At 72.0% G+C, this 21,851-nt stretch carries 21 protein-coding genes; 7 read left to right on the top strand and 14 right to left on the bottom strand.

Annotated features, from left to right (window positions below; translation table 11 throughout):
• Positions 1-100: 100 nt before the first annotated feature.
• The 5 genes from ACZ51I_RS18140 to ACZ51I_RS18120 all read left to right on the top strand — a co-directional run bounded on the left by ACZ51I_RS18140 (position 101) and on the right by ACZ51I_RS18120 (position 5,228).
• Positions 101-607, top strand: coding sequence for an Lrp/AsnC family transcriptional regulator (locus tag ACZ51I_RS18140; protein ID WP_468876688.1), 507 nt, complete (start codon positions 101-103; stop codon positions 605-607).
• Positions 592-1,971 carry an aspartate aminotransferase family protein gene (locus ACZ51I_RS18135; protein WP_366038705.1) on the top strand — a complete coding sequence of 460 codons (1,380 nt, stop codon included), beginning with the start codon at positions 592-594 and terminating at the stop codon, positions 1,969-1,971. The genes ACZ51I_RS18140 and ACZ51I_RS18135 overlap by 16 nt, the downstream gene beginning before the upstream one ends.
• Before the next feature lie 200 nt (positions 1,972-2,171).
• Positions 2,172-2,900 (top strand): ABC transporter ATP-binding protein, encoded by a 729-nt coding sequence (locus ACZ51I_RS18130; protein ID WP_468876686.1) that lies wholly within the window; start codon positions 2,172-2,174, stop codon positions 2,898-2,900.
• Entirely contained in the window at positions 2,882-4,042 is a 1,161-nt protein-coding gene (locus ACZ51I_RS18125; protein WP_468876684.1) for a hypothetical protein, read from the top strand. Before ACZ51I_RS18130 ends, ACZ51I_RS18125 begins: the two co-directional genes overlap by 19 nt.
• 49 nt (positions 4,043-4,091) lie before the next feature.
• Complete coding sequence (locus ACZ51I_RS18120) at positions 4,092-5,228, top strand: LOG family protein (RefSeq protein WP_468876682.1); 1,137 nt, start codon at positions 4,092-4,094, stop codon at positions 5,226-5,228.
• Between the two features lie 30 nt (positions 5,229-5,258).
• Here the strand turns inward: ACZ51I_RS18120 and ACZ51I_RS18115 are convergent, their stop codons facing one another.
• The 5 genes from ACZ51I_RS18115 to rlmN all read right to left on the bottom strand — a co-directional run bounded on the left by ACZ51I_RS18115 (position 5,259) and on the right by rlmN (position 11,075).
• Complete coding sequence (locus ACZ51I_RS18115) at positions 5,259-5,906, bottom strand: dihydrofolate reductase family protein (RefSeq protein ID WP_468876680.1); 648 nt, start codon at positions 5,904-5,906, stop codon at positions 5,259-5,261.
• A gap of 81 nt (positions 5,907-5,987) precedes the next feature.
• A complete protein-coding gene (locus ACZ51I_RS18110) occupies positions 5,988-7,010 on the bottom strand; it encodes an ABC transporter ATP-binding protein (RefSeq protein ID WP_468876678.1) in 1,023 nt (340 codons plus the stop codon).
• The gene (locus tag ACZ51I_RS18105) at positions 7,010-8,623 is read right to left on the bottom strand and encodes an ABC transporter permease (RefSeq protein ID WP_468876676.1); all 1,614 of its coding nucleotides are present in this window, start codon (positions 8,621-8,623) and stop codon (positions 7,010-7,012) included. Before ACZ51I_RS18105 ends, ACZ51I_RS18110 begins: the two co-directional genes overlap by 1 nt.
• Before the next feature lie 38 nt (positions 8,624-8,661).
• Positions 8,662-9,759, bottom strand: a complete 1,098-nt coding sequence (locus tag ACZ51I_RS18100; protein ID WP_468876675.1) for a thiamine ABC transporter substrate-binding protein — start codon at positions 9,757-9,759, stop codon at positions 8,662-8,664.
• A 209-nt stretch (positions 9,760-9,968) separates the two neighbouring features.
• On the bottom strand, positions 9,969-11,075 hold the full coding sequence (rlmN, locus tag ACZ51I_RS18095) for a dual-specificity RNA methyltransferase RlmN (protein WP_468876673.1): 1,107 nt from the start codon (positions 11,073-11,075) through the stop codon (positions 9,969-9,971).
• A 149-nt stretch (positions 11,076-11,224) separates the two neighbouring features.
• On the opposite strand from rlmN, the gene ACZ51I_RS18090 reads away from it, so the two are divergent.
• On the top strand, positions 11,225-11,941 hold the full coding sequence (locus ACZ51I_RS18090) for a hypothetical protein (protein ID WP_468876671.1): 717 nt from the start codon (positions 11,225-11,227) through the stop codon (positions 11,939-11,941).
• Positions 11,942-12,023: 82 nt separating this feature from the next.
• Here the strand turns inward: ACZ51I_RS18090 and ACZ51I_RS18085 are convergent, their stop codons facing one another.
• The 5 genes from ACZ51I_RS18085 to rpsB form a co-directional block, all read right to left on the bottom strand.
• The gene (locus ACZ51I_RS18085) at positions 12,024-13,127 is read right to left on the bottom strand and encodes a phosphatidate cytidylyltransferase (RefSeq protein WP_468876669.1); all 1,104 of its coding nucleotides are present in this window, start codon (positions 13,125-13,127) and stop codon (positions 12,024-12,026) included.
• Positions 13,127-13,684: a ribosome recycling factor gene (frr, locus tag ACZ51I_RS18080; protein ID WP_367824263.1), complete on the bottom strand. Its 558-nt coding sequence runs from the start codon at positions 13,682-13,684 to the stop codon at positions 13,127-13,129. The genes ACZ51I_RS18085 and frr overlap by 1 nt, the downstream gene beginning before the upstream one ends.
• Before the next feature lie 94 nt (positions 13,685-13,778).
• Positions 13,779-14,543: a UMP kinase gene (gene pyrH / locus ACZ51I_RS18075; RefSeq protein WP_468876667.1), complete on the bottom strand. Its 765-nt coding sequence runs from the start codon at positions 14,541-14,543 to the stop codon at positions 13,779-13,781.
• 163 nt (positions 14,544-14,706) lie between these two features.
• Positions 14,707-15,543 (bottom strand): translation elongation factor Ts, encoded by an 837-nt coding sequence (tsf, locus tag ACZ51I_RS18070; RefSeq protein ID WP_468876665.1) that lies wholly within the window; start codon positions 15,541-15,543, stop codon positions 14,707-14,709.
• Between the two features lie 102 nt (positions 15,544-15,645).
• Positions 15,646-16,548: a 30S ribosomal protein S2 gene (gene rpsB, locus ACZ51I_RS18065; protein ID WP_468876663.1), complete on the bottom strand. Its 903-nt coding sequence runs from the start codon at positions 16,546-16,548 to the stop codon at positions 15,646-15,648.
• 256 nt (positions 16,549-16,804) lie between these two features.
• Here rpsB and ACZ51I_RS18060 point away from each other — a divergent pair, with 256 nt between their 5' ends.
• Positions 16,805-17,371, top strand: coding sequence for a murein hydrolase activator EnvC family protein (locus ACZ51I_RS18060; protein WP_468876661.1), 567 nt, complete (start codon positions 16,805-16,807; stop codon positions 17,369-17,371).
• On the opposite strand, the gene ACZ51I_RS18055 is transcribed toward ACZ51I_RS18060, so the two are convergent.
• From ACZ51I_RS18055 to ACZ51I_RS18040, 4 genes are all read right to left on the bottom strand, one after another.
• A complete protein-coding gene (locus ACZ51I_RS18055; protein ID WP_468876867.1) occupies positions 17,368-17,934 on the bottom strand; it encodes a TetR/AcrR family transcriptional regulator in 567 nt (188 codons plus the stop codon). The two genes, ACZ51I_RS18060 and ACZ51I_RS18055, sit on opposite strands and share 4 nt — an antisense overlap.
• A 54-nt stretch (positions 17,935-17,988) precedes the next feature.
• Positions 17,989-18,825 (bottom strand): RNA polymerase sigma factor WhiG, encoded by an 837-nt coding sequence (whiG, locus tag ACZ51I_RS18050; RefSeq protein WP_030690634.1) that lies wholly within the window; start codon positions 18,823-18,825, stop codon positions 17,989-17,991.
• A 239-nt stretch (positions 18,826-19,064) separates the two neighbouring features.
• A complete protein-coding gene (dprA, locus tag ACZ51I_RS18045; protein ID WP_468876659.1) occupies positions 19,065-20,240 on the bottom strand; it encodes a DNA-processing protein DprA in 1,176 nt (391 codons plus the stop codon).
• Positions 20,237-21,850, bottom strand: a complete 1,614-nt coding sequence (locus ACZ51I_RS18040; protein WP_468876657.1) for a YifB family Mg chelatase-like AAA ATPase — start codon at positions 21,848-21,850, stop codon at positions 20,237-20,239. The genes dprA and ACZ51I_RS18040 overlap by 4 nt, the downstream gene beginning before the upstream one ends.
• Position 21,851: the final 1 nt, after the last annotated feature.

Below are 21,851 nucleotides of genomic sequence, written 5' to 3'. Positions count from 1 at the left end.
CTTTCAACAGCCCCGACCCCCCTCAACTTCGGATTCCGTGAGATCAAGAGCAGCTCACAACGGATTTCATCACTCTGGGCTTGCACGACGGAGAATCTCGGTGCACAGTGAACTCGTGGCCAGTCGAAGCACAGACTCCAGAACCGGAACCGGTTCGTCCCCGACGATCGATGCCGTCTCCCTGGCGATCATCGAGCAGCTCCAGCAGGACGGTCGCCGTCCGTACGCCTCCATCGGCAAGGCCGTGGGCCTCTCCGAGGCGGCCGTACGACAGCGCGTCCAGAAGCTGCTCGACCAGGGCGTCATGCAGATCGTCGCCGTCACCGACCCCCTCACCGTGGGTTTCCGACGCCAGGCGATGGTCGGCATCAACGTCGAGGGTGACCTTGATCCGGTCGCGGAGGCACTGACGGCCATGGCCGAGTGCGAGTACGTGGTGATGACCGCGGGCTCCTTCGACCTCATGGTGGAGGTCGTCTGCGAGGACGACGACCACCTGCTGGATGTGATCAACAAGCGCATCCGCACCCTCCCCGGCGTGCGCTCCACCGAGAGCTTCGTCTACCTCAAGCTCAAGAAGCAGACCTATATGTGGGGAACTCGATAATCGTGACCCAGGACCTCTCCAAGACCGCGTACGACCACCTGTGGATGCACTTCACCCGCATGTCGTCGTACGAGAACTCGCCCGTTCCCACCATCGTGCGTGGTGAGGGCACCTACATCTTCGACGACAAGGGCAAGCGCTACCTCGACGGTCTCGCGGGTCTCTTCGTGGTCAACGCCGGACACGGCCGCCAGGAGCTGGCCGAGGTCGCGTACAACCAGGCCAAGGAGCTCGCGTTCTTCCCCGTGTGGTCGTACGCGCACCCCAAGGCCGTCGAGCTCGCCGAGCGTCTCGCGGACTACGCCCCGGGTGACCTCAACAAGGTGTTCTTCACCACCGGTGGCGGCGAGGCCGTCGAGACCGCCTGGAAGCTCGCCAAGCAGTACTTCAAGCTGCAGGGCAAGCACACCAAGTACAAGGTCATCTCGCGTGCGGTCGCCTACCACGGCACCCCGCAGGGCGCCCTGTCCATCACCGGCCTGCCGGCCCTGAAGGCCCCCTTCGAGCCGCTGGTCCCCGGCGCGCACAAGGTGCCGAACACCAACATCTACCGTGCCCCGATCCACGGCGACGACCCCGAGGCCTTCGGCCGCTGGGCCGCCGACCAGATCGAGCAGCAGATCCTCTTCGAGGGCGCCGACACCGTCGCGGCCGTCTTCCTGGAGCCCGTGCAGAACGCCGGTGGCTGCTTCCCGCCGCCGCCCGGATACTTCCAGCGCGTCCGCGAGATCTGCGACCAGTACGACGTGCTCCTCGTCTCCGACGAGACGATCTGCGCCTTCGGCCGCCTCGGCACGATGTTCGCCTGTGACAAGTTCGGCTACGTGCCGGACATGATCACCTGCGCCAAGGGCATGACCTCGGGCTACTCCCCGATCGGCGCCTGCATCGTCTCGGACCGCATCGCGGAGCCGTTCTACAAGGGCGACAACACCTTCCTGCACGGCTACACCTTCGGTGGCCACCCGGTGTCCTCGGCGGTCGCGATCGCCAACCTCGACATCTTCGACAAGGAAGGCCTGAACCAGCACGTCCTCGACCAGGAGGGCAACTTCTTCAACACCCTGAAGAAGCTGCACGACCTCCCGATCGTCGGCGACGTCCGCGGCAACGGCTTCTTCTACGGCATCGAGCTCGTCAAGGACAAGGTCACCAAGGAGTCCTTCACGGACGAGGAGACCGAGCGCGTCCTGTACGGCTTCCTCTCCAAGGCGCTCTTCGACAACGGCCTCTACTGCCGTGCCGACGACCGTGGCGACCCGGTCATCCAGCTGGCCCCGCCGCTGATCGCCGACCAGGGCACCTTCGACGAGATCGAGGGAATCCTGCGCTCGGTGCTCACCGAGGCCTGGACCAAGCTCTAAGGTCCCCAGGCATCACGCCGCCCTCACGGCGTGACCCCCGGCCCGGGTATGCCGCCATCCGAGTGGATGGCGGCTGCCCGGGCCGCGTGCTGTCCGGAGACACGGATCCGAATCCTTACGGTGCCCAGTGACCGACAGGCCCGTCCTTCGTTCCCCCGGACGGGGGAACACAGATCGGATCCGACATCGAGGTGTACGCGATGGCCCCACCGGACAACGACGTGCTCTGGGCGCGTTCCCTGCACTGCGCCCTGGGCGGTTCGGACGCGCTCAGCGGCGTCTCCCTCGGCGTCCGCGACGGCGAGATCCTCGCCGTCGTCGGCCCGCGCGGCAGCGGCAAGACCACCCTCCTGCGCTGCCTCTCCGGCCAGCTCGTCGCCCAGCAGGGCGAGGTCTGGTTCAACAGCTCCCCCGTGCACACCCTGAGCGCCGCCCAGCGCGAGCGGCTCCGGCGCGACCGCTTCGGCTGGATCGACCCCGAGCCCGGCCTCGTCCCCGAGCTCACCGGCTGGGAGAACACCGCCCTGCCGCTGCTGCTCCGCGGGGCCTCCCACCGCGCCGCGAAGACCGCCGCCGCGGAGTGGCTGGAGCGGCTCGACATCGGCGGCTGCGCCCGCAAGCGGCCGCACGCCCTCACCCCCTCCCAGCGCCAGCGCATCGCGATCGCCCGCGCCCTGATCACCACCCCGACGGTCCTCTTCGCCGACGAACCCACCGCCACCCTGCACCGGGCCGACGGCGCGCAGGTCCTGCGCACCCTGACGGCGGCGGCCCGCTCGCACGGCATCACCGTGCTCCTCGCCACCCACGACGGCGAGGTCGCGGCGCTCGCCGACCGCGCCGTCGCCCTCCTCGACGGACGCCGGTCCGGCACCGTACCCCCGGCGTCAGGGGCGGAGGGCGTCGCCGCGTGCTCGCTCTCCGTCTAGCCCGCGGGACCCACCCCCTCGTCCTCACGCGCCGGCTCCTCGTCGCCGCCGCGGCCGCGGGGGTGGGCTTCCTCCTGCTCTGCACCCTCGGATACGCCGTGGGGCACCCCGAGCGCTCCTCGGCCTCGGCGCTGCGGCTGCTCTGGTGCGTCCTGCCGCTCGCCGCCACCGTCCAGTTCGCCGTCGCCGTGGCCCGCACCGACCCCAGCACCCGGCCGCGCCCCGGGCTCTCCGCCATCGGCCTCGGCCCCGCCCGGCTCACCGCGATCGCCGCCGCCTCGACGGCCGTCGCCTGCACGCTCGGCTCCGTCGTCGCGCTCCTGGTCTACCTGCACCTGCGCGGCGACATCACGGGCCTGCCCTTCGACGGGGCGGCCGCCGGGCTCCTCGCCGCCGACCAGCCGATCCCGGTCGCCGCCGCCCTCACCCTGCTCGCCGTCCTGCCGGTCACCGCCGCCACGGCGGCCGGCCTGGCGCTGCGCCCCCGCAGCACGCCCGCCGCACCGGAGGGGGCGGAGAGGACGCTGCCGTCCGGGCTGCCCTGGGGCGTCGCCCTCGTCGCGGTCGGCCTCGCGATCGAGACGTACGCGGGCCGCGGCGGCTTCGGGGCCGACGGGGGCGGCCTCCCGCTGCCGGGCCGCTTCGACGGCAGCCCGGCCGGCGTCCTCGCCGGCTGGGTCGTCACCGCCGTGGGCCTCGCCATCGCCGGCCCGGGCCTCACCCACGGCTGCGGCCGCCTCCTCCAGGCGATCCGGCCGGGCGCCACCCGGCTGCTCGCGGGCCGCGTCCTGATGGACGAGTCCCGCCGGATCGGCCGCCCGCTCGGCGTGGTCTGCGCCGTGATGTCCGGCACCCTCGCGGCGGCCTCCCTGTACGACGCGGACGCCGGCTCCGACGCCTTCGGGCCGCTCACCGGCCTCGGCGCGGCCCTCGTCCTGACCTGCACCACGGCCACGCTCCTCACGGCCGCGCTGGAGTCCAGGCAGGGCCGCGCCCACACCACCGAGGCCCTCCTGCGCATCGGCGCCCCGCCCACCGTCCTGCGCACGGCGGCCCTGCTGCGCGCGGGCGCGCTGCTGGCCCTCTTCGCCCCGCTGACCTGGGCGATCGCGGAACTGGCCGCGGCGCCGCTGACCGGCTGAGCCGCCCCCGCGAGGGGCCGCCCCACCCGGCGGCCCCTATCGTGGGCCCATGTCGACGCTTCCCCCGGCCCACCGCCCGCCCGGACCGCGTGGGCACGCGCGCGAGATCCACACCCTCGCCGAGTTCGACGCGGCGCTCGCGCGTCCCGGCTCGCTCGCCGGACACCGGATCCAGTCGGTCGACCTCACCGACCGGACCCTCGCCCTGCTCACCGCGGTCACCGCCGAGGCCGTCTTCCTCGGCTGCCCCATGGAGCCGGAGGCCGCCGCCAAGGTCCGCGCCGACGGGGCGCTCGTCTTCCCGACCGTCCCCGAACTGCCCTTCGACCCGTACCGGGCGCGGCTCTACACGCCCGGGGAGCTCTTCGAGGGGCTCGCCGACGCCGGGTACGAGAAGACGCCGGACGCGCGCGCGTACGCGTGGTTCGGGCGGACCAGGGCCGACGGCGACATCTTCTCCTCGGTACTCCGCTCCCTCCACGACGACGCCGTCTCCGACGCCCTCGACGAACTCCTCGACGGCGCCCGGGTCGTCGGCGTCATGGGCGGGCACGCGACGGGCCGGGGCACCGAGGCGTACGCGGGCGCGGCCCGGCTCGGCAGGACCCTGGCCCGCGCCGGGCTGACGGTCGCCACTGGCGGCGGGCCGGGCGCGATGGAGGCCGCGAACCTCGGGGCGTACCTGGCGCCGCTCCCCGACGAGGCCCTCCCCGAGTCCCTCGCCCTCCTCGCGAAGGCCCCGTCCTTCGCCCCGTCGGTGACGGACTGGGCGCGCGCCGCCTTCGCCGTACGGGCCCTGTGGCCGGACGGCGGGGACTCGGTCGGCATCCCGACCTGGTTCTACGGCCACGAGCCGCCGAACGCCTTCGCCGGTCACATCGCCAAGTACTTCGCCAACGCCACCCGGGAGGACGGTCTCCTCGCCCGCTCGACGGCGGGCGTCGTCTTCCTCCCCGGGGCGGCGGGCACGGTCCAGGAGATCTTCGACAACGCGACCCCGAACTACTACGGGTCCCGGGGCGACCCGACCCCGATGGTCCTGGTGAACCGCGACCACTGGACCAACCGCCTCCCGGTCTGGCCCCTTCTGCGCACCCTCGCGGCCGACCGCCCGATGGCGTCCCGCATAGCCCTGGTGGACTCGATCGAGGAGGCCCCGGAGGCGCTGGAGCGACTGGGCTCGTGACCGGGGTCCGTCGCCCGCGCGGGCGGCCGCTCACTTCCGCCAGTACAGATGGTGCGTGACCTTGCCGCTCGGGCTCGGCACGACGTCCCGGTGGAAGCGGTCGAGGAGCTCGTCGGGCGAGTCCCAGAGCCGTACCCCCGCGCCGAGCTTCACCGGCGACACCGCGACGTGCAGGGTGTCGACGAGGTCGGCGTCGAGGAACTCCCGGACGGTCGTCGCCCCGCCGCCGAGCCGGACGTCCTTCCCGCGCGCCGCCTCCCGCGCCATCCCGAGCGCCGTGACCGGATCGGCGTCGACGAAGTGGAACGTGGTGTCGGAGAGGGTGAACGAGGGGCGCGGGTGGTGGGTCAGGACGAACACCGGCGTGTGGAACGGCGGCTCGTCCCCCCACCAGCCGCGCCACTCCTCGTCCCGCCAGGGCCCGCGCTGCGGCCCGAACTTGTTGCGGCCCATGATCTCGGCCCCGATGTTCCGCGCGAAGTCCCGCGTGAAGTAGTCGTCCAGACCCCGGCTGCCCCCTGGTTCGGTGCGCCCCGGCCAGCTCGCCGTGGCCCCCGCCCACGCGAACAACTCCCCGGGATCCGCGTGCCCGAACGGCCGCTCCAGGCTCTGGCCCTCACCGGTACCGAATCCGTCGGACGAGACCATGAAGTTCTGGACTCTGAGCAACTGAGGCATGGCGGTTCCTCCCGCGTGGTCGACGAAGAAGACGGCGAACAACCAGGAGACTCCCCCGGCGGGGAAAACTCATCGCATCCGTTACGGCGCGTCGTCCCCGAGGACCACCACGTCCTCCGTGCGGAACCCCACGCCCACCCCGGCGCCCTCCTCCGGCGCCTCCCGGAGCGGAAGCTCGGCCTCCAGGGAGGGCCCCTCGGTTGGGCGGAGCCGTACGACGACATGGCTGCCCCGGAAGGTCCGGGACTCCACCGTCCAGAACGGACCGTCCGCCACGAGCCGCACCCCGCCCGGCCGGACGAGGAGCCGCCGCTCCCCCTCCGGGGAGCCGTCAGGGACCGGGATCCTCCCCCACACGGTCTGTGCCACCCCGCCGGTCACCCGGGCCGCCACCACGTTGTCGAAGCCCAGGAACCGCGCCACGAACTCCGACGCGGGCCGCCGCCACACCTCGGCCGGCGTCCCCGACTGGGCGATCCGCCCGTCCCGCATGACCACGAGCCGGTCGGCGAGCGCGAAGGCCTCCCCCTGGTCGTGGGTGACGGCGAGGACCGTCGTCCCCAGCCGCCCGAAGAGCTGCCGCAGCTCCACGACGAGCCGCTCCCGCAGTCCACGGTCGAGCTGGCCGAGCGGCTCGTCGAGCATCAGGAGCCGGGGCCGGGGCGCGAGGGCGCGGGCGAGCGCGACCCGCTGCTGCTCGCCGCCGGAGAGCGCGCCGACGGACCGCCGCTCGGCTCCCGGGAGGCCGACGAGGTCGAGCAGCTCCCGTACCCGCTCCGCCTGTTCGGCCTTTCCGGCGCCCCGCATGCGAAGGCCGAACGCGACGTTGCCGCCGACGTCCCGCTGCGGGAAGAGCTGGTGGTCCTGGAACATCAGGCCGACGCCCCTCCGGTGCACCGGCACTCCGGCCTGGTCGGCGCCGCCGAGCAGGACCCGGCCCCCGTCGAGCGACTGGAGCCCGGCGACGGCCCGCAGCAGCGTGGACTTGCCGCTGCCGCTCGGGCCGAGCACGCACACGATCTCGTGCTCGGCGACGTCCATACCTACGGCGTCGAGCACGGCCCGTGCCCCGAACCGTACGGTCGCGTCCTCGATCGACAGCATCAGAACTCCCCGGAGGTCCGGTCGGTGCGGAGCCGTTCGAGCAGCAGCAGGGACACCGCGCACACCACCATCAGAATCGTCGAGAGGGCCATCGCCTGGCCGTAGTTGAGCTCGCCGGGCCGGCCGAGCAGCCGGGCCACGGCCACCGGGAGCGTCGGACTGTCGGGCCGGGCGATGAACACGGTCGCCCCGAACTCGCCGAGGGACACCGCGAAGGCGAACCCGGCGGCGATGAGCAGCGCGCGCCGCACCAGCGGCAGGTCCACCTCCCGCCAGGCCCGCCACGGCGAGGCGCCGAGCACCGCCGCCGCCTCCCGCAGCCGCTCGTCCACCGCGCGGAGGACCGGCAGCATCGTCCGTACGACGAAGGGGACGCCGACCAGGGCCTGCGCGAGCGGTACGAGGATCCAGCTGGCCCGCAGGTCGAGCGGCGGCTCGTCGAGGGTGATGAGGAAGCCGAAGCCGACGGTGACGGCGGAGACCCCGAGCGGCAGCATGAGCAGCGCGTCGAAGCCCCGCACGAGACGCCCGGCCCGCCTCGTCAGCGCCGCCGCCGCGAGTCCTCCGACCAGCACCGCGATGGCGGTGGCGGCCACCCCGTACCGCAGCGAGTTCCCGATCGCCTCCAGCGGCGGGACGAGGAAGGTCCCGGACTCGTCGAGCGAGCCGAGCGCCCGGTAGTAGCCCAGCCCGTACCCGTGCGGTCCGGCGAAGGAACGTTCCACGAGCACACCGAGCGGCAGCAGGACGAGCAGCGCCACGGACAGGAGGACGCCCGCGAGCAGCGCCCACTGTCCGGCGCCGCGCGGCCGGCGGGCGGTCGACTCCGGCGGTACGAGCCGCAGGGCCGTCTCCCGTCTCCGTACCGTCCAGGCGTGGACGCCCAGGATCGCGCCGACGGCCGCGAACTGGACGAGGGTCAGGACCGCCGCCGTCGGCAGGTCGAGCAGCCGGGCGGTCTGCCGGTAGATCTCGGCCTCCAGCGTGGAGTACGCGTCCCCGCCGAGGATCTGCACGACGCCGAAGGAGGTGAAGGTGAAGAGGAAGACCATCAGGGCGGCCGCCGCCACCGCCGGCACGAGCGCGGGCAGGGTCACCGTCCGCCAGGCGGTCCAGCGGGAGGCGCCGAGGACCCGGGCGGCCTCCTCCTGGCGCGGGTCGAGCTGCGACCAGAGGCCGCCGACGGTCCGCACGACCACGGCGTAGTTGAAGAAGACGTGCGCGAGGAGGATCGCCCACACGCTGGTGTCGAGCCGCAGCCCCCACAGTTCGTCGGTGAGCCCGCCCCTGCCGACGAGCGCCAGGAAGGCGGTGCCGACGAGGACGGTCGGCAGGACGAACGGCACCGTGACGACGGCCCGCAGCACGCTCTTGCCGGGGAAGTCGAAGCGGGCGAAGACGTACGCGCCGGGCAGCGCGAGGAGCAGCGTGAGCCCGGTGGAGGCGAGCGCCTGCCACCCCGTGAAGCCGAGGACGTCGAGGATGTCCGGCCGGCTCAGCGTCTCGCCGATCCGGCCGAACCGCCAGGCGCCGTCGGGGCGGAGCCCCCGGTCCACGATGGACACGACGGGCCAGGCGAAGAAGACCCCGAAGAACGCGACGGGCAGGGCCATCAGCCCCAGCCGCGTCGCGCTCCTCCGGACGTCCCGCCCTACTTCAGGACGAGCGACGACCACTGCTGGATCCACGGGTCACGCTTCTCGGCGATCTTCTGGGGCGCCATGGTCTCCGGCTTCTCGATCACCACGCCGTGCTTCGTGAACAGCTCCGGGAGGGCCGCGTCCTTCGCCACCGGGTTGACGAACATCTGGAGCGGCATGTCCTCCTGGAACTGCCGGGAGATCAGGAAGTCGATCAGCGCCTTGCCGCCCTCGGGGTTCTTCGCGCCGTTCAGCAGGCCCGCGAACTCGGTCTGCCGGAAGCAGGTGCCGGTGGAGACTCCGGTGGGCGCCACCTTCGGCTGCGGCTCGGCGTACAGCACCTCGACGGGCGGGCTGGAGGCGTACGACACGACCAGCGGCCGGTCGCCCTTGGCCTGCTTGCCGCCGGCCGAGCCCGAGAACTCCTGGTTGTAGGCGAGCTCCCAGCTGTCGACGGTCTTCACGCCGTTGGCCCTGAGCTTCTTCCAGTAGTCCTGCCAGCCGTCGTCGCCGTACCGCGCGGCCGTGCCGAGGAGGAATCCGAGGCCCGGGGAGGAGCGCTCGGGGTTCTCGACGACGAGCAGGTCCTTGTACGCGGGCTTCGCGAGGTCGTCGAAGGTCACCGGCGGCGCCAGCTTCTTGTCGGCGAAGTACTTCTTGTCGTAGTTGACGCAGATGTCGCCGGAGTCGATGGGCGTGACCCGGTGCTCCGTGGCGTCCAGCTGGTACGCGGCCGGGACCCGGCCCAGACCCTTCGCCTCGTACGGGACGAAGATCCCGTTGTCGAGGGCGCGGGAGAGCAGGGTGTTGTCGACGCCGAAGAAGACGTCACCCTGCGGGGAGCCCTTGGTGAGGATCTCCTTGTTGACGGCCTCGCCGGCGTCGCCGCTCTTCAGCACCTTGACCGTGAAGCCGGTCTCCTTGGTGAACGCCGCCAGCACCTCCTTGGAGGCGTTGAACGAGTCGTGGCTCACCAGCGTCACCGTCTTCGGCGCGGGGCCGCCGGTCTTGCCGGCCGCGCCCCGGACGTCGTCGGTGCCGCAGGCGGCGAGGCTGGTGACGCCGAGCGCCGCGACGAGCGCGGCGGCGGCGGCCTTCTTGATGCTCACTGGTTTTCCTCCTGGGTATGACCAGGAAGAGACGCGGCCCCGCCCACCGGAGGTGGGCAGGGCGCAACAGCTTGAGTTGCGACCGAACTTCCTACCCAGAATGACCTGGGCGAGGTTCAGAGGGTCTGCGGTCTACGGTTACCGCACTCTCAGCGCTGTGGCGCTCCCCTGTCGGAATATGGAGATGTGTTCGAGCTCAGACTACAAGGTCAGCGCTCGGTGGCCGCGAGCTGTCCACAGGCACCGTCGATCTCCTGGCCACGGGTGTCCCGCACGGTCACCGGCACACCATGGCGGGCGATCGCTTCGACGAAGGCCTTCTCGTCCTCCGGGCGCGACGCCGTCCACTTCGAACCGGGCGTCGGGTTCAGCGGGATCAGGTTGACGTGCACCCGCTTGCCCTTGAGCAGCCGGCCGAGCAGGTCACCGCGCCAGGCCTGGTCGTTGATGTCCCGGATGAGGGCGTACTCGATGGAGATCCGGCGCCCGGACTTCTCCGCGTACTCCCAGGCGGCGTCGAGGACCTCCCGCACCTTCCAGCGCGTGTTGACCGGCACCAGGGTGTCGCGCAGCTCGTCGTCCGGGGCGTGCAGCGAGACCGCGAGACGGCACTTGAAGCCCTCGTCGGCGAAGCGCAGCATCGCCGGCACGAGACCGACGGTGGAGACGGTGATTCCGCGCTGCGAGAGGCCGAGGCCGTCCGGCTCGGGGTCGGTCAGCCTGCGGATCGCGCCGACCACGCGCTTGTAGTTGGCGAGCGGCTCGCCCATGCCCATGAACACGATGTTGGACAGCCGGGCCGGTCCGCCCGGGACCTCGCCGTCGCGCAGGGCCCGCATGCCGTCCACGATCTGGTGGACGATCTCGGCGGTCGACAGGTTCCGGTCGAGCCCCGCCTGCCCGGTCGCGCAGAACGGGCAGTTCATCCCGCAGCCGGCCTGCGAGGAGATGCACATGGTCACCCGGTCCGGGTAGCGCATGAGCACCGACTCCACGAGCGTGCCGTCGTGCAGCCGCCACAGGGTCTTACGGGTGGTGTCGTCGTCGCACGAGATGTGCCGCACCACCGACATCAGGTCGGGCAGCAGCTCCCCCGCCAGCTTCTCCCGCGAGCCGGCCGGGATGTCGGTCCACTCGGCGGGGTCGTGCGCGTACCGCGCGAAGTAGTGCGTGGACAGCTGCTTGGCGCGGAACGGCTTCTCGCCGATCGCGGCGACGGCCTCCTTCCGCTCGGCGGGCGAGAGGTCGGCGAGGTGCCGCGGCGGCTTCTTGGCTCCGCGGGGGGCGACGAAAGTGAGTTCTCCGGGCTTGGGCATGGTGCTACCAGTGTCGCAGACGGATTCCGGGAAGGGCGCGCCCGCCGAATTGGCCGATCCACGACCCATGGGGTTGGGTGTGCATGTCAATGCATTCGATCATGCTCCGGCCGCTTCCGGTCATGATCAGGTCGTCGGAGGAGTCCGAAGTGAAGGCTGTGGTACGGGGGGCCGCCGTCGCGGCGGTGATGGCGTTCGCACTGACCGGGTGCAAGGACGGGAGCGTCCCGGCGAAAGGCGCGTCGAAGAGCAGCCCGACCACGGGAGGCGCGGCGGCGGAGTCGTCTGCCGGGGAGGGCGGTGGATCGTCGGCGCCCGCCGACGACCAGGGCGTGAAGCCGAACTTCCCGCCCGCCTCGGTGGACGCCACGGGCCTCTACAGCGCGCTCCCGTCCGACGGCAGCATCGGCGACGTCATGGTCGGCGGAGAACTCGTCGTGGTCCAGGGCGGCGATGCGGCCAAGGGCTGCCCGGAGATGACGAAGACGCCGTGCGCCGGGGTCCAGGCGGTCGGGAACAGGGACATGGAGGCCCGGGGCTCCGCGGACGGGTCGCGGGTGGAGTTCACCCTCTTCACCTTCGGCACGGCGGAGGAGGCGGCCACGATGACGAAGGACCTGGCGGGGCGCGAGCGCGAGCGAAGCGCGGAGTACGGCGCCCCGGCGAAGCCGGTGACGGTGGACGCCGGCGCCGACGAGACCGAGGCGACGCAGGACGGCGACAGCTTCGACGTCGTCATGCGCATCGGCACCGTCGTGGCGCATCTCAGCGCGAGCGACGCCGAACTCGGCGACGTGGAGCATGCGGCGAAGGTCCAGGTCGCCCGCGTGAAGTCGGTCTCGAACGGGATCAACCCGGACCGCTGACCCGCCGGACGCCGCGCGAAAGGGCCCCTGGCCGACATTCGAGGTGTCGGCCAGGGGCCCTTTCGCGAACCGGAGGCTCCGCTCAACCGCTGCCCACGAACAGTGCCAGCAGCAGCCACACCACGGGCGCCGTCGGCAGGAGGGAGTCCAGGCGGTCCATGATGCCGCCGTGGCCCGGGAGCAGCGTGCCCATGTCCTTGATGCCCAGGTCACGCTTGATCATGGACTCGCCGAGGTCGCCGAGCGTCGCGCTCACCGCCACCGCGAAGCCGAGGATCAGGCCCTGCCACCAGATCCCGTCGTCGATCATGAACTGCATGCACAGCGCGCCCGCCGCCATCGCGAACGTCACCGCGCCGACCAGACCCTCCCGGGTCTTGCCGGGGCTGATCCGCGGGGCCAGCTTGTGCTTGCCGAAGCGCCAGCCGACCGCGTACGCCCCGGTGTCGCTGACCACGGTCAGGATCAGGAAGGTCAGCACCCGCCGCGGTCCGTCGTCCGCGGTGAGCAGGAGCGCCACGAAGGTCGCCAGGAACGGCACGTAGAACGCGGCGAAGACCCCCGCCGTGACGTCCTTGAGATAGCCCTCGGGAGGTTCCGTCATGCGCCAGACGAGCACCGCGAGCGCCGTCAGGGCCATCGCCACCCAGGCGCCCTCGGGGCCCCGGACGTAGCCGGCGACGACCATCGCCGCGCCGCCGACCGCGAGCGGCACCAGCGGAGCCTTGATCGCCTTGCGCTCCTGGAGGCGGGAGGTGAGCTCCCAGAGGCCGACGACCACGGCGACCGCGATCACTCCGACGAACGCCGGCTTCCAGATGAACAGCGACGCGAAGATGACGGCGCCGAGTCCGACCCCGACCCCTATGGCCGCGCCCAGGTCACGCCCCGCGCTCTTCTTCTGCCGTGGCGCCGACGGCGCGGGCGGCGGAGGCGGGGTGTGGCTGGGCATGGGCTCCTGCGGGTGCTCGTGCGGCGTCTCGTCACGGAACAGGGGACCGCTCGGCTGAGCGGCCCCCCGGTCGTGACCGTCCTGGAATCCGCCGGCGGGAACGTCGGGCACGATGGGCATGGGGCGAGTCTGCGCCGCCTGCTGCCGATCGTATGCGGGACCCGCCGGGGCAGGCCCCTGGTCGGGTCCCCCACGGCCGGAACCGGCCGGGGCCCCCCAGGAAGAGTCGTTCATCAGACCTCGAGCAGCTCGGCTTCCTTGTGCTTGAGCAGCTCGTCCACCTGCGTGACGTACTTCGCGGTGGTGTCGTCGAGCTCCTTCTCGGCGCGGCGGCCCTCGTCCTCGCCGACCTCGCCGTCCTTGACGAACTTGTCGATGGTCTCCTTGGCCTTGCGGCGCACCGAGCGGATCGAGATCTTCGAGTCCTCGGCCTTGCCCTTGGCGACCTTGATGTACTCCCGGCGGCGCTCCTCGGTCAGTTCGGGGAACACCACCCGGATGATGTTGCCGTCGTTGCTCGGGTTGACGCCGAGGTCCGAGTCCCGGATCGCCTGCTCGATGTTGCGCAGGGCGCTCTTGTCGAACGGCGTCACCACGGCCATGCGCGGCTCCGGGACGGAGAAGGAGGCCAGCTGGTTGATGGGGGTGATGGCACCGTAGTAGTCGGCCACGATCTTGTTGAACATCGCCGGGTGCGCACGGCCGGTGCGGATCGCGGCGAAGTCCTCCTTGGCGACCACGACGGCCTTCTCCATCTTCTCCTCGGCCTCGAGGAGGGTCTCTTCGATCACCACATGCTCCTGCGTGTCGTCGCGTTGTGTCCTGCACGGTGTACGACCGGCAGGGCTCTGTCCATCCCCTTGCGGGGCGGTTCCCCGGTTCGGGTCAGGCCCGGGTGCCCTGGTCGCTCACGAGCGTGCCGATCTTCTCACCCTTCACCGCGCGAGCGATATTGCCCTCGGTGAGCAGTTCGAAGACGAGGATCGGGAGGTTGTTGTCCCGGCACAGGGTGATGGCGGTGGCGTCGGCGACCTTGAGGTCGCGGGAGAGCACCTCGCCGTACTCGAGGGCGTCGAACTTGACCGCGTCGGGGTTGGCCTTCGGGTCGGAGTCGTAGACGCCGTCCACACCGTTCTTGCCCATGAGCAGGGCCTGGGCGTCGATCTCCAGGGCGCGCTGGGCGGCGGTGGTGTCCGTGGAGAAGTACGGCATGCCCATGCCCGCACCGAAGATGACCACGCGGCCCTTCTCCAGGTGACGCACGGCGCGCAGCGGGATGTACGGCTCGGCGACCTGACCCATGGTGATGGCGGTCTGGACGCGGGAGTCGATGCCCTCCTTCTCCAGGAAGTCCTGGAGGGCGAGGCAGTTCATCACGGTGCCGAGCATGCCCATGTAGTCGGAGCGGGCCCGGTCCATGCCGCGCTGCTGGAGTTCGGCGCCGCGGAAGAAGTTGCCGCCGCCGATCACCACCGCGATCTCCGCGCCGTCGCGGACGACGGCCGCGATCTCACGCGCGATGGCGTGCACGACGTTGGGGTCGACGCCCAGGCCGGTGCCGCCGGAGAAGGCTTCTCCGGACAGCTTCAGCATGTAGCGTCCGGCGATTTTGCCGTGGTTGTCGTCGCCCTGTACGGCGTCCTGGTTCATGGAGATCTCCTCGTGCACATACGAAGGAGGCCATTGCCCTGGGTCCTCGCGGTATCCCGTACGGCAATGGCCTCCTCGTCAGATCTGCGGTCGTCCTGCGCGTGCGCGGACGACTGCCTCAGACCCTACCGGGGTCCGGTGCCCGTCGCGTTCGCGTACGGACTCAGATGCCGACCTTGATGCGCGTGAAGCGCTTCAGGGTGACACCGGCCTCGTCCAGGATCTGCTTGACGGACTTCTTGTTGTCAAGGGCGTACGGCTGGCCGAGCAGCGTCGCGTCCTTGAAGAAGCCGTTGACGCGGCCCTCGACGATCTTCGGGAGCGCGGCCTCGGGCTTGCCCTCGGCGCGGGTGGTCTCCTCGGCGACGCGGCGCTCGGTCTCGACGACCTCGGCCGGGACGTCCTCCTTGGTGAGGTACTTCGGCGCGAAGGCGGCGATGTGCTGGGCGACACCCTTGGCGACGTCGGCGTCGGCCTTGTCGAACTCGACGAGGACACCGATCTGCGGCGGGAGGTCCGGCATCGTGCGGTGCATGTACGCGTAGACGAAGCCGTCGGCGTACTGCGCGAAGCGGTCCAGGACGATCTTCTCGCCGAGGTTGGCGTTGGCCTCGTCGACGTACGCCTGCACGGTCTTGCCGGCCTCGATCTCGGAGGCGAGCAGCGCCTCCAGGTCGGCCGGGGCGGTGGCGGCGACGTGCTTGGCCAGCTCGTTGGCGACGGCCTGGAACTTGTCACCCTTGGCGACGAAGTCCGTCTCGCACTTCAGCTCGACGAGGACGCCGGAGGTGTTGTCGTCGGCGATGAGGGAGACCACGGCGCCGTTCTCGGCAGAGCGGCCCTCGCGCTTGGCGACACCCTTCTGGCCCTTGATACGGAGCGCCTCGACGGCCTTGTCGACGTTGCCGTCGGCCTCGTCCAGGGCCTTCTTGCAGTCCATCATGCCGGCGCCGGTGAGCTCGCGGAGCTTCTTGACGTCAGCGGCGGTGTAGTTCGCCATGAGTCTGTTTCTCTCTCGAAGTCTGAAAGATCGGGCGGGTCCACGGGTGGACGGCGGGGGCTTCGTGGGCCCCCGCCGTCGTCACCCGAAGGTCCTGGAGGGTCAGGCCTGCTCGGCGTCCGCGGCCGGAGCCTCGGCGACGACCTCGGTGGCCTCGGTGGCCTCGGCGTCGGCGACCTTCTCGGTCTCCGCGGAGGTCTCGGCCTCGACAGCCTCGTCGGCCTTCTTCTCGCCCTCGAGCAGGTCGCGCTCCCACTCGGCGAGCGGCTCGCCGGCGGCCTTCTCGCCCGGCTTCGAGTCGCCGGTCGCGGCGCCGGAGCGGGCGATGAGGCCCTCGGCGACGGCGTCGGCGATCACGCGGGTGAGCAGGGTGACGGAGCGGATCGCGTCGTCGTTGCCCGGGATCTTGTAGTCGACCTCGTCGGGGTCGCAGTTGGTGTCGAGGATCGCGACGACCGGGATGTGGAGCTTGCGCGCCTCACCGACGGCGATGTGCTCCTTCTTGGTGTCCACGATCCAGACGGCGCTGGGCACCTTGGACATCTCGCGGATACCACCGAGGGTCTTCTCCAGCTTGGCCTTCTCGCGGGAGAGGACCAGGAGCTCCTTCTTGGTGAGACCCGAGGCGGCGACGTCCTCGAAGTCGATCTGCTCGAGCTCCTTGAGGCGCTGCAGACGCTTGTAGACGGTGGAGAAGTTGGTGAGCATGCCACCGAGCCAACGCTGGTTGACGTACGGCATGCCGACACGCGTCGCCTGCTCGGCGATGGCCTCCTGGGCCTGCTTCTTCGTACCGACGAACATGATGGAGCCGCCGTGCGCGACGGTCTCCTTGACGAACTCGTAGGCGCGGTCGATGTACGACAGCGACTGGAGCAGGTCGATGATGTAGATGCCGTTGCGCTCGGTGAAGATGAAGCGCTTCATCTTCGGGTTCCAGCGACGGGTCTGGTGACCGAAGTGGACGCCGCTCTCCAGCAGCTCCCGCATCGTGACGACGGCCATGGCCGTATCTCCTTGAGTTTCTCGGTTATGTTCCTGACGCCCCGGCGCGCCGTGCCACGAGGGACCGAAAGGCGCTGCCACCCGCCTGGGAGAGCAGGTGGCGGGGCGTGCGAAGTCGACCCGGTGACCCGAGTCGCCATAGGAAGTGTACGGGACCCCGGGAGCGCTGGGTGACGGAGCTGTCCACAACCGGCGAGTGGTCCACAGTCGCCGTCCGGGAGCACTGGGAAGCGGGCGCCCCGGGGAGCCTCTCCCCATGCGCCTGACGACCTTGATCCTGATGATCGGCCTCCTGTGGCCCGCGAGCCCGCCGCACGGGCTGCTGCCCGCGGAGCCGCCGCACAGGGTGCTGCCCGCGGTCCCGAGGCCCGGACTGTCGTGGCCTGCGGGGCCGCCGCCCGGCCTGCTGTGGCCCGTGGGACCGCCGCCACCCGAGATCCTCCGCGGCTGGCAGCCCCCGCCCGGCCCGTACGCCGCCGGTCACCGCGGTGTCGACCTCGCCGCGCCCCCGGGCACCCCGGTCGGGGCCCCGGCCGGAGGCACGGTCACCTTCGCGGGCCCGGTGGGCGGCCGCGGGTCCGTCACCCTCACCCTGCCGGACACGGGCGCTCCCCCGCTCCGCACGACCTTCACCCCGGTGACTCCCCTGGTGCCCGCCGGCACCCGGGTCGCGGCGGGCACCCCGATCGCCCGGGTCACCGACAGCGCTCACTGCCCGGAGTCCTGCCTGCACTGGGGCCTGCTCCGGGGCGACGAGTACCTGAACCCCCTCGCCCTGACGAGACGGTCCCCGTCCCGGCTCCTCCCGCTCGTGGGGCCCTAGGCCGGGGGGCCGGCGACGCCGTGGAGGGCCATGGTGACCGCCGCTTCGGCGATGTCCGCGGGGTCCTCCGCCGCGCCGAGTTCGATGCGGCGGACGGCGGCGTCGACGACGCCCTGGAGGAGCATGGCGCCCAGGCGGGGCTGGGGCTGGCCCAGGGCGGCGAGGGCTTCGACGATCATGGCGACGAGACCGCCGTGGGCGGCGCGGATCTTCTCGCGGGCGCCGTCGTCCAGTTCGCTCGCGGAGATGGCGACGACCGCCCGGTGCCGCCGGTCCCCGACGAGGTCCAGCTGCGTGCGGACATAGGCCTCGACCTTGCCGCGCGGGGTCCCGGCGGCGCCCATGGCGGCCTCGACCTCGGCGGCCCAGAGGGGGAAGTCGACGGCGCACAGCTCTTCGACGACGGCGGCGCGCGACCGGAAGTACTCGTAGACCGACGAGCGGGCCAGGCCCGTGCGCTCGGCGAGGGCGGGGAAGGTCAGCGCCTCCGTACCCCCCTCGGACAGCAGGGAACGCGCGGCGTCCAGGAGGGCGCCGCGCTGCATCGTCCGGTGCTCGGCCACCGAGGCCGCTCGAATCCTGGGCACGGCTCCACTGTACGACCGGCCCGCGCGCGGTCAGCGTCCTACGTCGGCCAGCTTGGCGCGGAGCTGGAGGACGGACTTGGTGTGGATCTGGCTGACGCGGCTCTCGGTGACGCCGAGGACGTGGCCGATCTCGGCGAGGGTCAGGCCCTCGTAGTAGTAGAGCGTGACGACGGTCTTCTCCCGCTCGGGGAGGGTGTTGATGGCGCGGGCGAGGAGCCGGCGCAGTTCGCGGTCCTCGGCGACCTCGACGGGGTTGTCGGCGGCGGTGTCCTCGAGGGTGTCCATGAGGGAGAGCCGGTCGCCGCCCTCGCCGCCGACGTGCAGCAGTTCCTCCAGGGCGACCACGTTCGCCAGGGACAACTGGCTGAAGACCGCGTGCAGTTCCTCCAGCGTGATGTCCATCTCGGCGGCGACCTCGCTCTCGGACGGGGTCCGGCGGAGCTGGGCTTCGAGGGTGGCGTAGGCGCGCTCGACGTTGCGGGCCTTCTGGCGGACGGAGCGCGGGATCCAGTCCAGGGCGCGGAGTTCGTCGATCATGGCGCCGCGGATGCGGGTGATGGCGTAGGTCTCGAACTTGATCGCGCGCTCGACGTCGAACTTCTCGATGGCGTCGATGAGGCCGAAGACCCCGGAGGAGACGAAGTCGGCCTGTTCCACGTTGGACGGCAGCCCCACGCTGACCCGTCCGGCGACGTACTTGACGAGCGGCGAGTAGTGCAGGATCAGCTGTTCCCGCAGCCGCTCGTCGCCGGTGTCCTTGTACGAGCGCCACAGCTCGTCGAGTGAGGTCGGTGCGGGCGGTCGCACGGTGCCCCGGGCTGCTGGGGGCACCGCAGCGCGGTCAGACCCGGAGGTGTGCTGGGGCATGCGTTGCCTTGAGCCGTTCTGCTGTCGGGTGCGTCGGTGTGGGTGTCCCGGTGGGAATTCTGGTGAGCGTAGCGTGAGTGCGCTGTCGCGGTGCGCGAACATCGGCGGATCGCGCCGCTCCGGGTGGACGCCCTCGGCCACATCTTCGAACCCGGGCCGTGGCGCGTGTCGGCCCCTCGGGTGCGGCCGAGAGAACTCGATTGGTCATCGCGTTCACCTTTTCACCCGAATGCCCCAGGTCAAGTACCGCCTCGCCGCGCGTTCGACGCTTCTGTCGCGGTGTTCGTCAACTGCCAGCCCTCCCCGTGCCGTTCGACGAAGCCGAGCGAGTGGAGTTCGTACAGCTTGGCGAGGGTGTCGTCGGGGGTGGCTCCGGCGCGGCGGGCGATGACGGTGGTGGGTGTGGGGCCGCGGGCGGGGACGGCTTCGAGGACGTGCGCGGTGGCGTGGGCGAGGAGGTCGCGTGGCAGGACGGGGCCTCGGCGCGCGGGGGCGAGCTGCCCGATCTCCCCGACGAGTTCGACGATCTCGTCGGCGTCGGTGACGAGGGTGGCGTCACCGCGCAGGAGTTCATGGACGCCGGCGGAGAGTGCGCTGGTGACGGGGCCGGGGACGCCCATGGTGTGGCGGCCGAGGCGCCCGGCGGCGCGGGCGGTGACGAGGGAACCGCTGCGGTGCTGGGCCTCGATGACGACCGTCCCCCGGGTGAGGGCGGCGATGACGCGGTTGCGCTGGATGAAGCGGCTGGGGGTGGGGTGACTGTCGGGGGGCAACTCGCCGACGACGAGGCCCTGTTCGGCGATGCGCCGGATGAGCCGGTCGTGGCCGCGGGGGTAGGGGGTGTCGACGCCGCAGGCGAGGACGGCGACGGTGGCGCCTCCGGCGGCGAGGGCGCCCCGATGGGCGGCGCCGTCGATGCCGTAGGCGGCTCCGGAGACGACGACCCAGCCCTGCCGGCTGAGGCCGGCGGCGAGGTCGGCGGCGGTGTGGGCACCGTACGGGGTGCAGGCGCGGGCGCCGACGAGGGCGACGGAGCGCAGCGCCCAGGTGCGCAGGTCGGCCGGCCCGCGGACCCAGAGGCCGAGGGGGCGGGCGTCGCCGAGGTCGTCGAGTTGACGGGGCCACTCGGTGTCGCCGGGGACGAGGAAGCGGCCGCCGAGGCCGTGGACGGTGTCGAGGTCGTGCGCGGGGCGGGCGGCGGTGGCGCGTCGCCGCCAGGAGGCGAGGCGTTTGGCTCCGGTGCCGGGGAAGGGGGAGTCGTCCCCGGTGTGGAGGAGGCGGTCGACGAAGCCGGTGGCGCCGTACCGGCGGAGCCATCGGCCGGCGTGCTCGTCGCCGGGCTCGACGGCCCGGCTGAGGGTCGCGCGGGCCAGGTGCTCCTCGGTGGGGGCAGGGGGCTGGGGTGGGGTGGTCATGCGAACTCCCCCGCTCCGACGGGCACGCCGCGGGCGACGCCGGTGCGCAGTTCGAGGGCGAGGGCGATGTCCTGGCTGTCGGGCCGGTCGTGTCCGGTCAGGTCGGCGACGGTCCAGGCGACGCGGAGGACGCGGTCGAGGCCGCGGGCGGTGAGCAGTCCGCGTTCCATGTCGCGTTCGGCGGTGGCGAGGGCCCCGGGTTCGGCGAGGTAGCGGGTGCGGAGCTCGTGTCCGGGGATCTCGCTGTTCACCCTCCAGGGCGTGTCGGCGAGGCGCGCGGCCGCCCGGGCGCGGGCTTCGTGGACGCGGGCGGCGACGGTGGCGGTGCTCTCGCCGCGGCCGCCCTGTCCGAGGAGGTCGGCGCGGGTGACGGGTTCGGCTTCCACCCGGAGGTCGACGCGGTCGAGCAGGGGTCCGGAGAGTCGTGCCTGGTAGCGGCGGACGACGGAGGCGGGGCATTCGCAGCCGGCGCCGTAGAGGGTGTGCCGGCCGCAGGGGCAGGGGTTGGCGGCGAGGGCGAGGAGGAAGCGGGCGGGGAGGCGGACGACGCCTGCGGCGCGGGCGATGACGACGTGTCCGGATTCGAGGGGCTGGCGGAGCGCGTCGAGTGCCTTGCCGGAGAACTCGGGGGCTTCGTCGAGGAAGAGGACGCCCCGGTGGGCCAGGGAGACGGCGCCGGGCCTGGGGAGGCCGTTTCCGCCGCCGACGAGGGACTGCATGGTCGCGGAGTGGTGGGGTGCGCAGTAGGGGGCGCGGCGGACGAGGGGTTCGCCGGGCGGGAGGATTCCCGCGACGGAGTGGACGGCGGTGACCTCCAGGGATTCCTGCCGGGTGAGGGGCGGGAGGATGCCGGGGAGTCGCTCGGCCAGCATGGTCTTTCCCGCGCCGGGCGGGCCGGAGAGCAGCACGTGGTGGCCGCCGGCGGCGGCGATCTCCAGGGCGAGGCGGGCTCGGTGCTGCCCGGCGACGTCGGCGAGGTCGGGACCTTCGGCGGGGTCGGCGGTGAGTCCGCTGCCGATGCCGGCGCCGGGGACGAGGAGTCCGGCGAGCATGGCGTCGGGCCGGCCGTCCTCGGTGGCTTCCTCGTCGGGGACGGGTTCGTCGGTGAGGACGGCGATGAGCTGCCGGAGGGTGCGGACGCCGAGGACGGAGACGCCGGGAACGAGCGAGGCCTCGCCCGCGGTCTGTTCGGGGACGACGACCTGGCGGTATCCGGCGTCCGCGGCGGCGAGGACGGCGGGCAGGACGCCGCGGACGGGCCGGACGCGCCCGTCGAGGCCGAGTTCGCCGATGAGGACGAGGTCGGCGATGGCTCGCGGGTCGATCCGCTCGGCCGCGCCGAGTACCGCCGCGGCTACGGCGAGGTCGAATCCGCTGCCGCCCTTCGGGACGGAGGCCGGGCTGAGGCCGACGGTGAGTTTCTTCTGGGGCCATTCGGCGCCGGAGTTGACGACGGCGGCGCGGACCCGGTCGCGGCTCTCGCTGAGGCTCTTGTCGGGGAGGCCGACGAGGGTGAAGGCGGCGACGCCCTGTTCGAGGTCGGCCTGGACCTCGACGACGACGCCTTCGACGCCGACGAGGGCGACGGAGCAGGTGCGGGCGAATCCCATC

Source organism: Streptomyces sp. NPDC034084 (genome assembly GCF_055575535.1).
The sequence above is the reverse complement of the archived record's forward strand: the minus strand, read 5'-3'. Positions and strand labels throughout refer to the sequence as shown.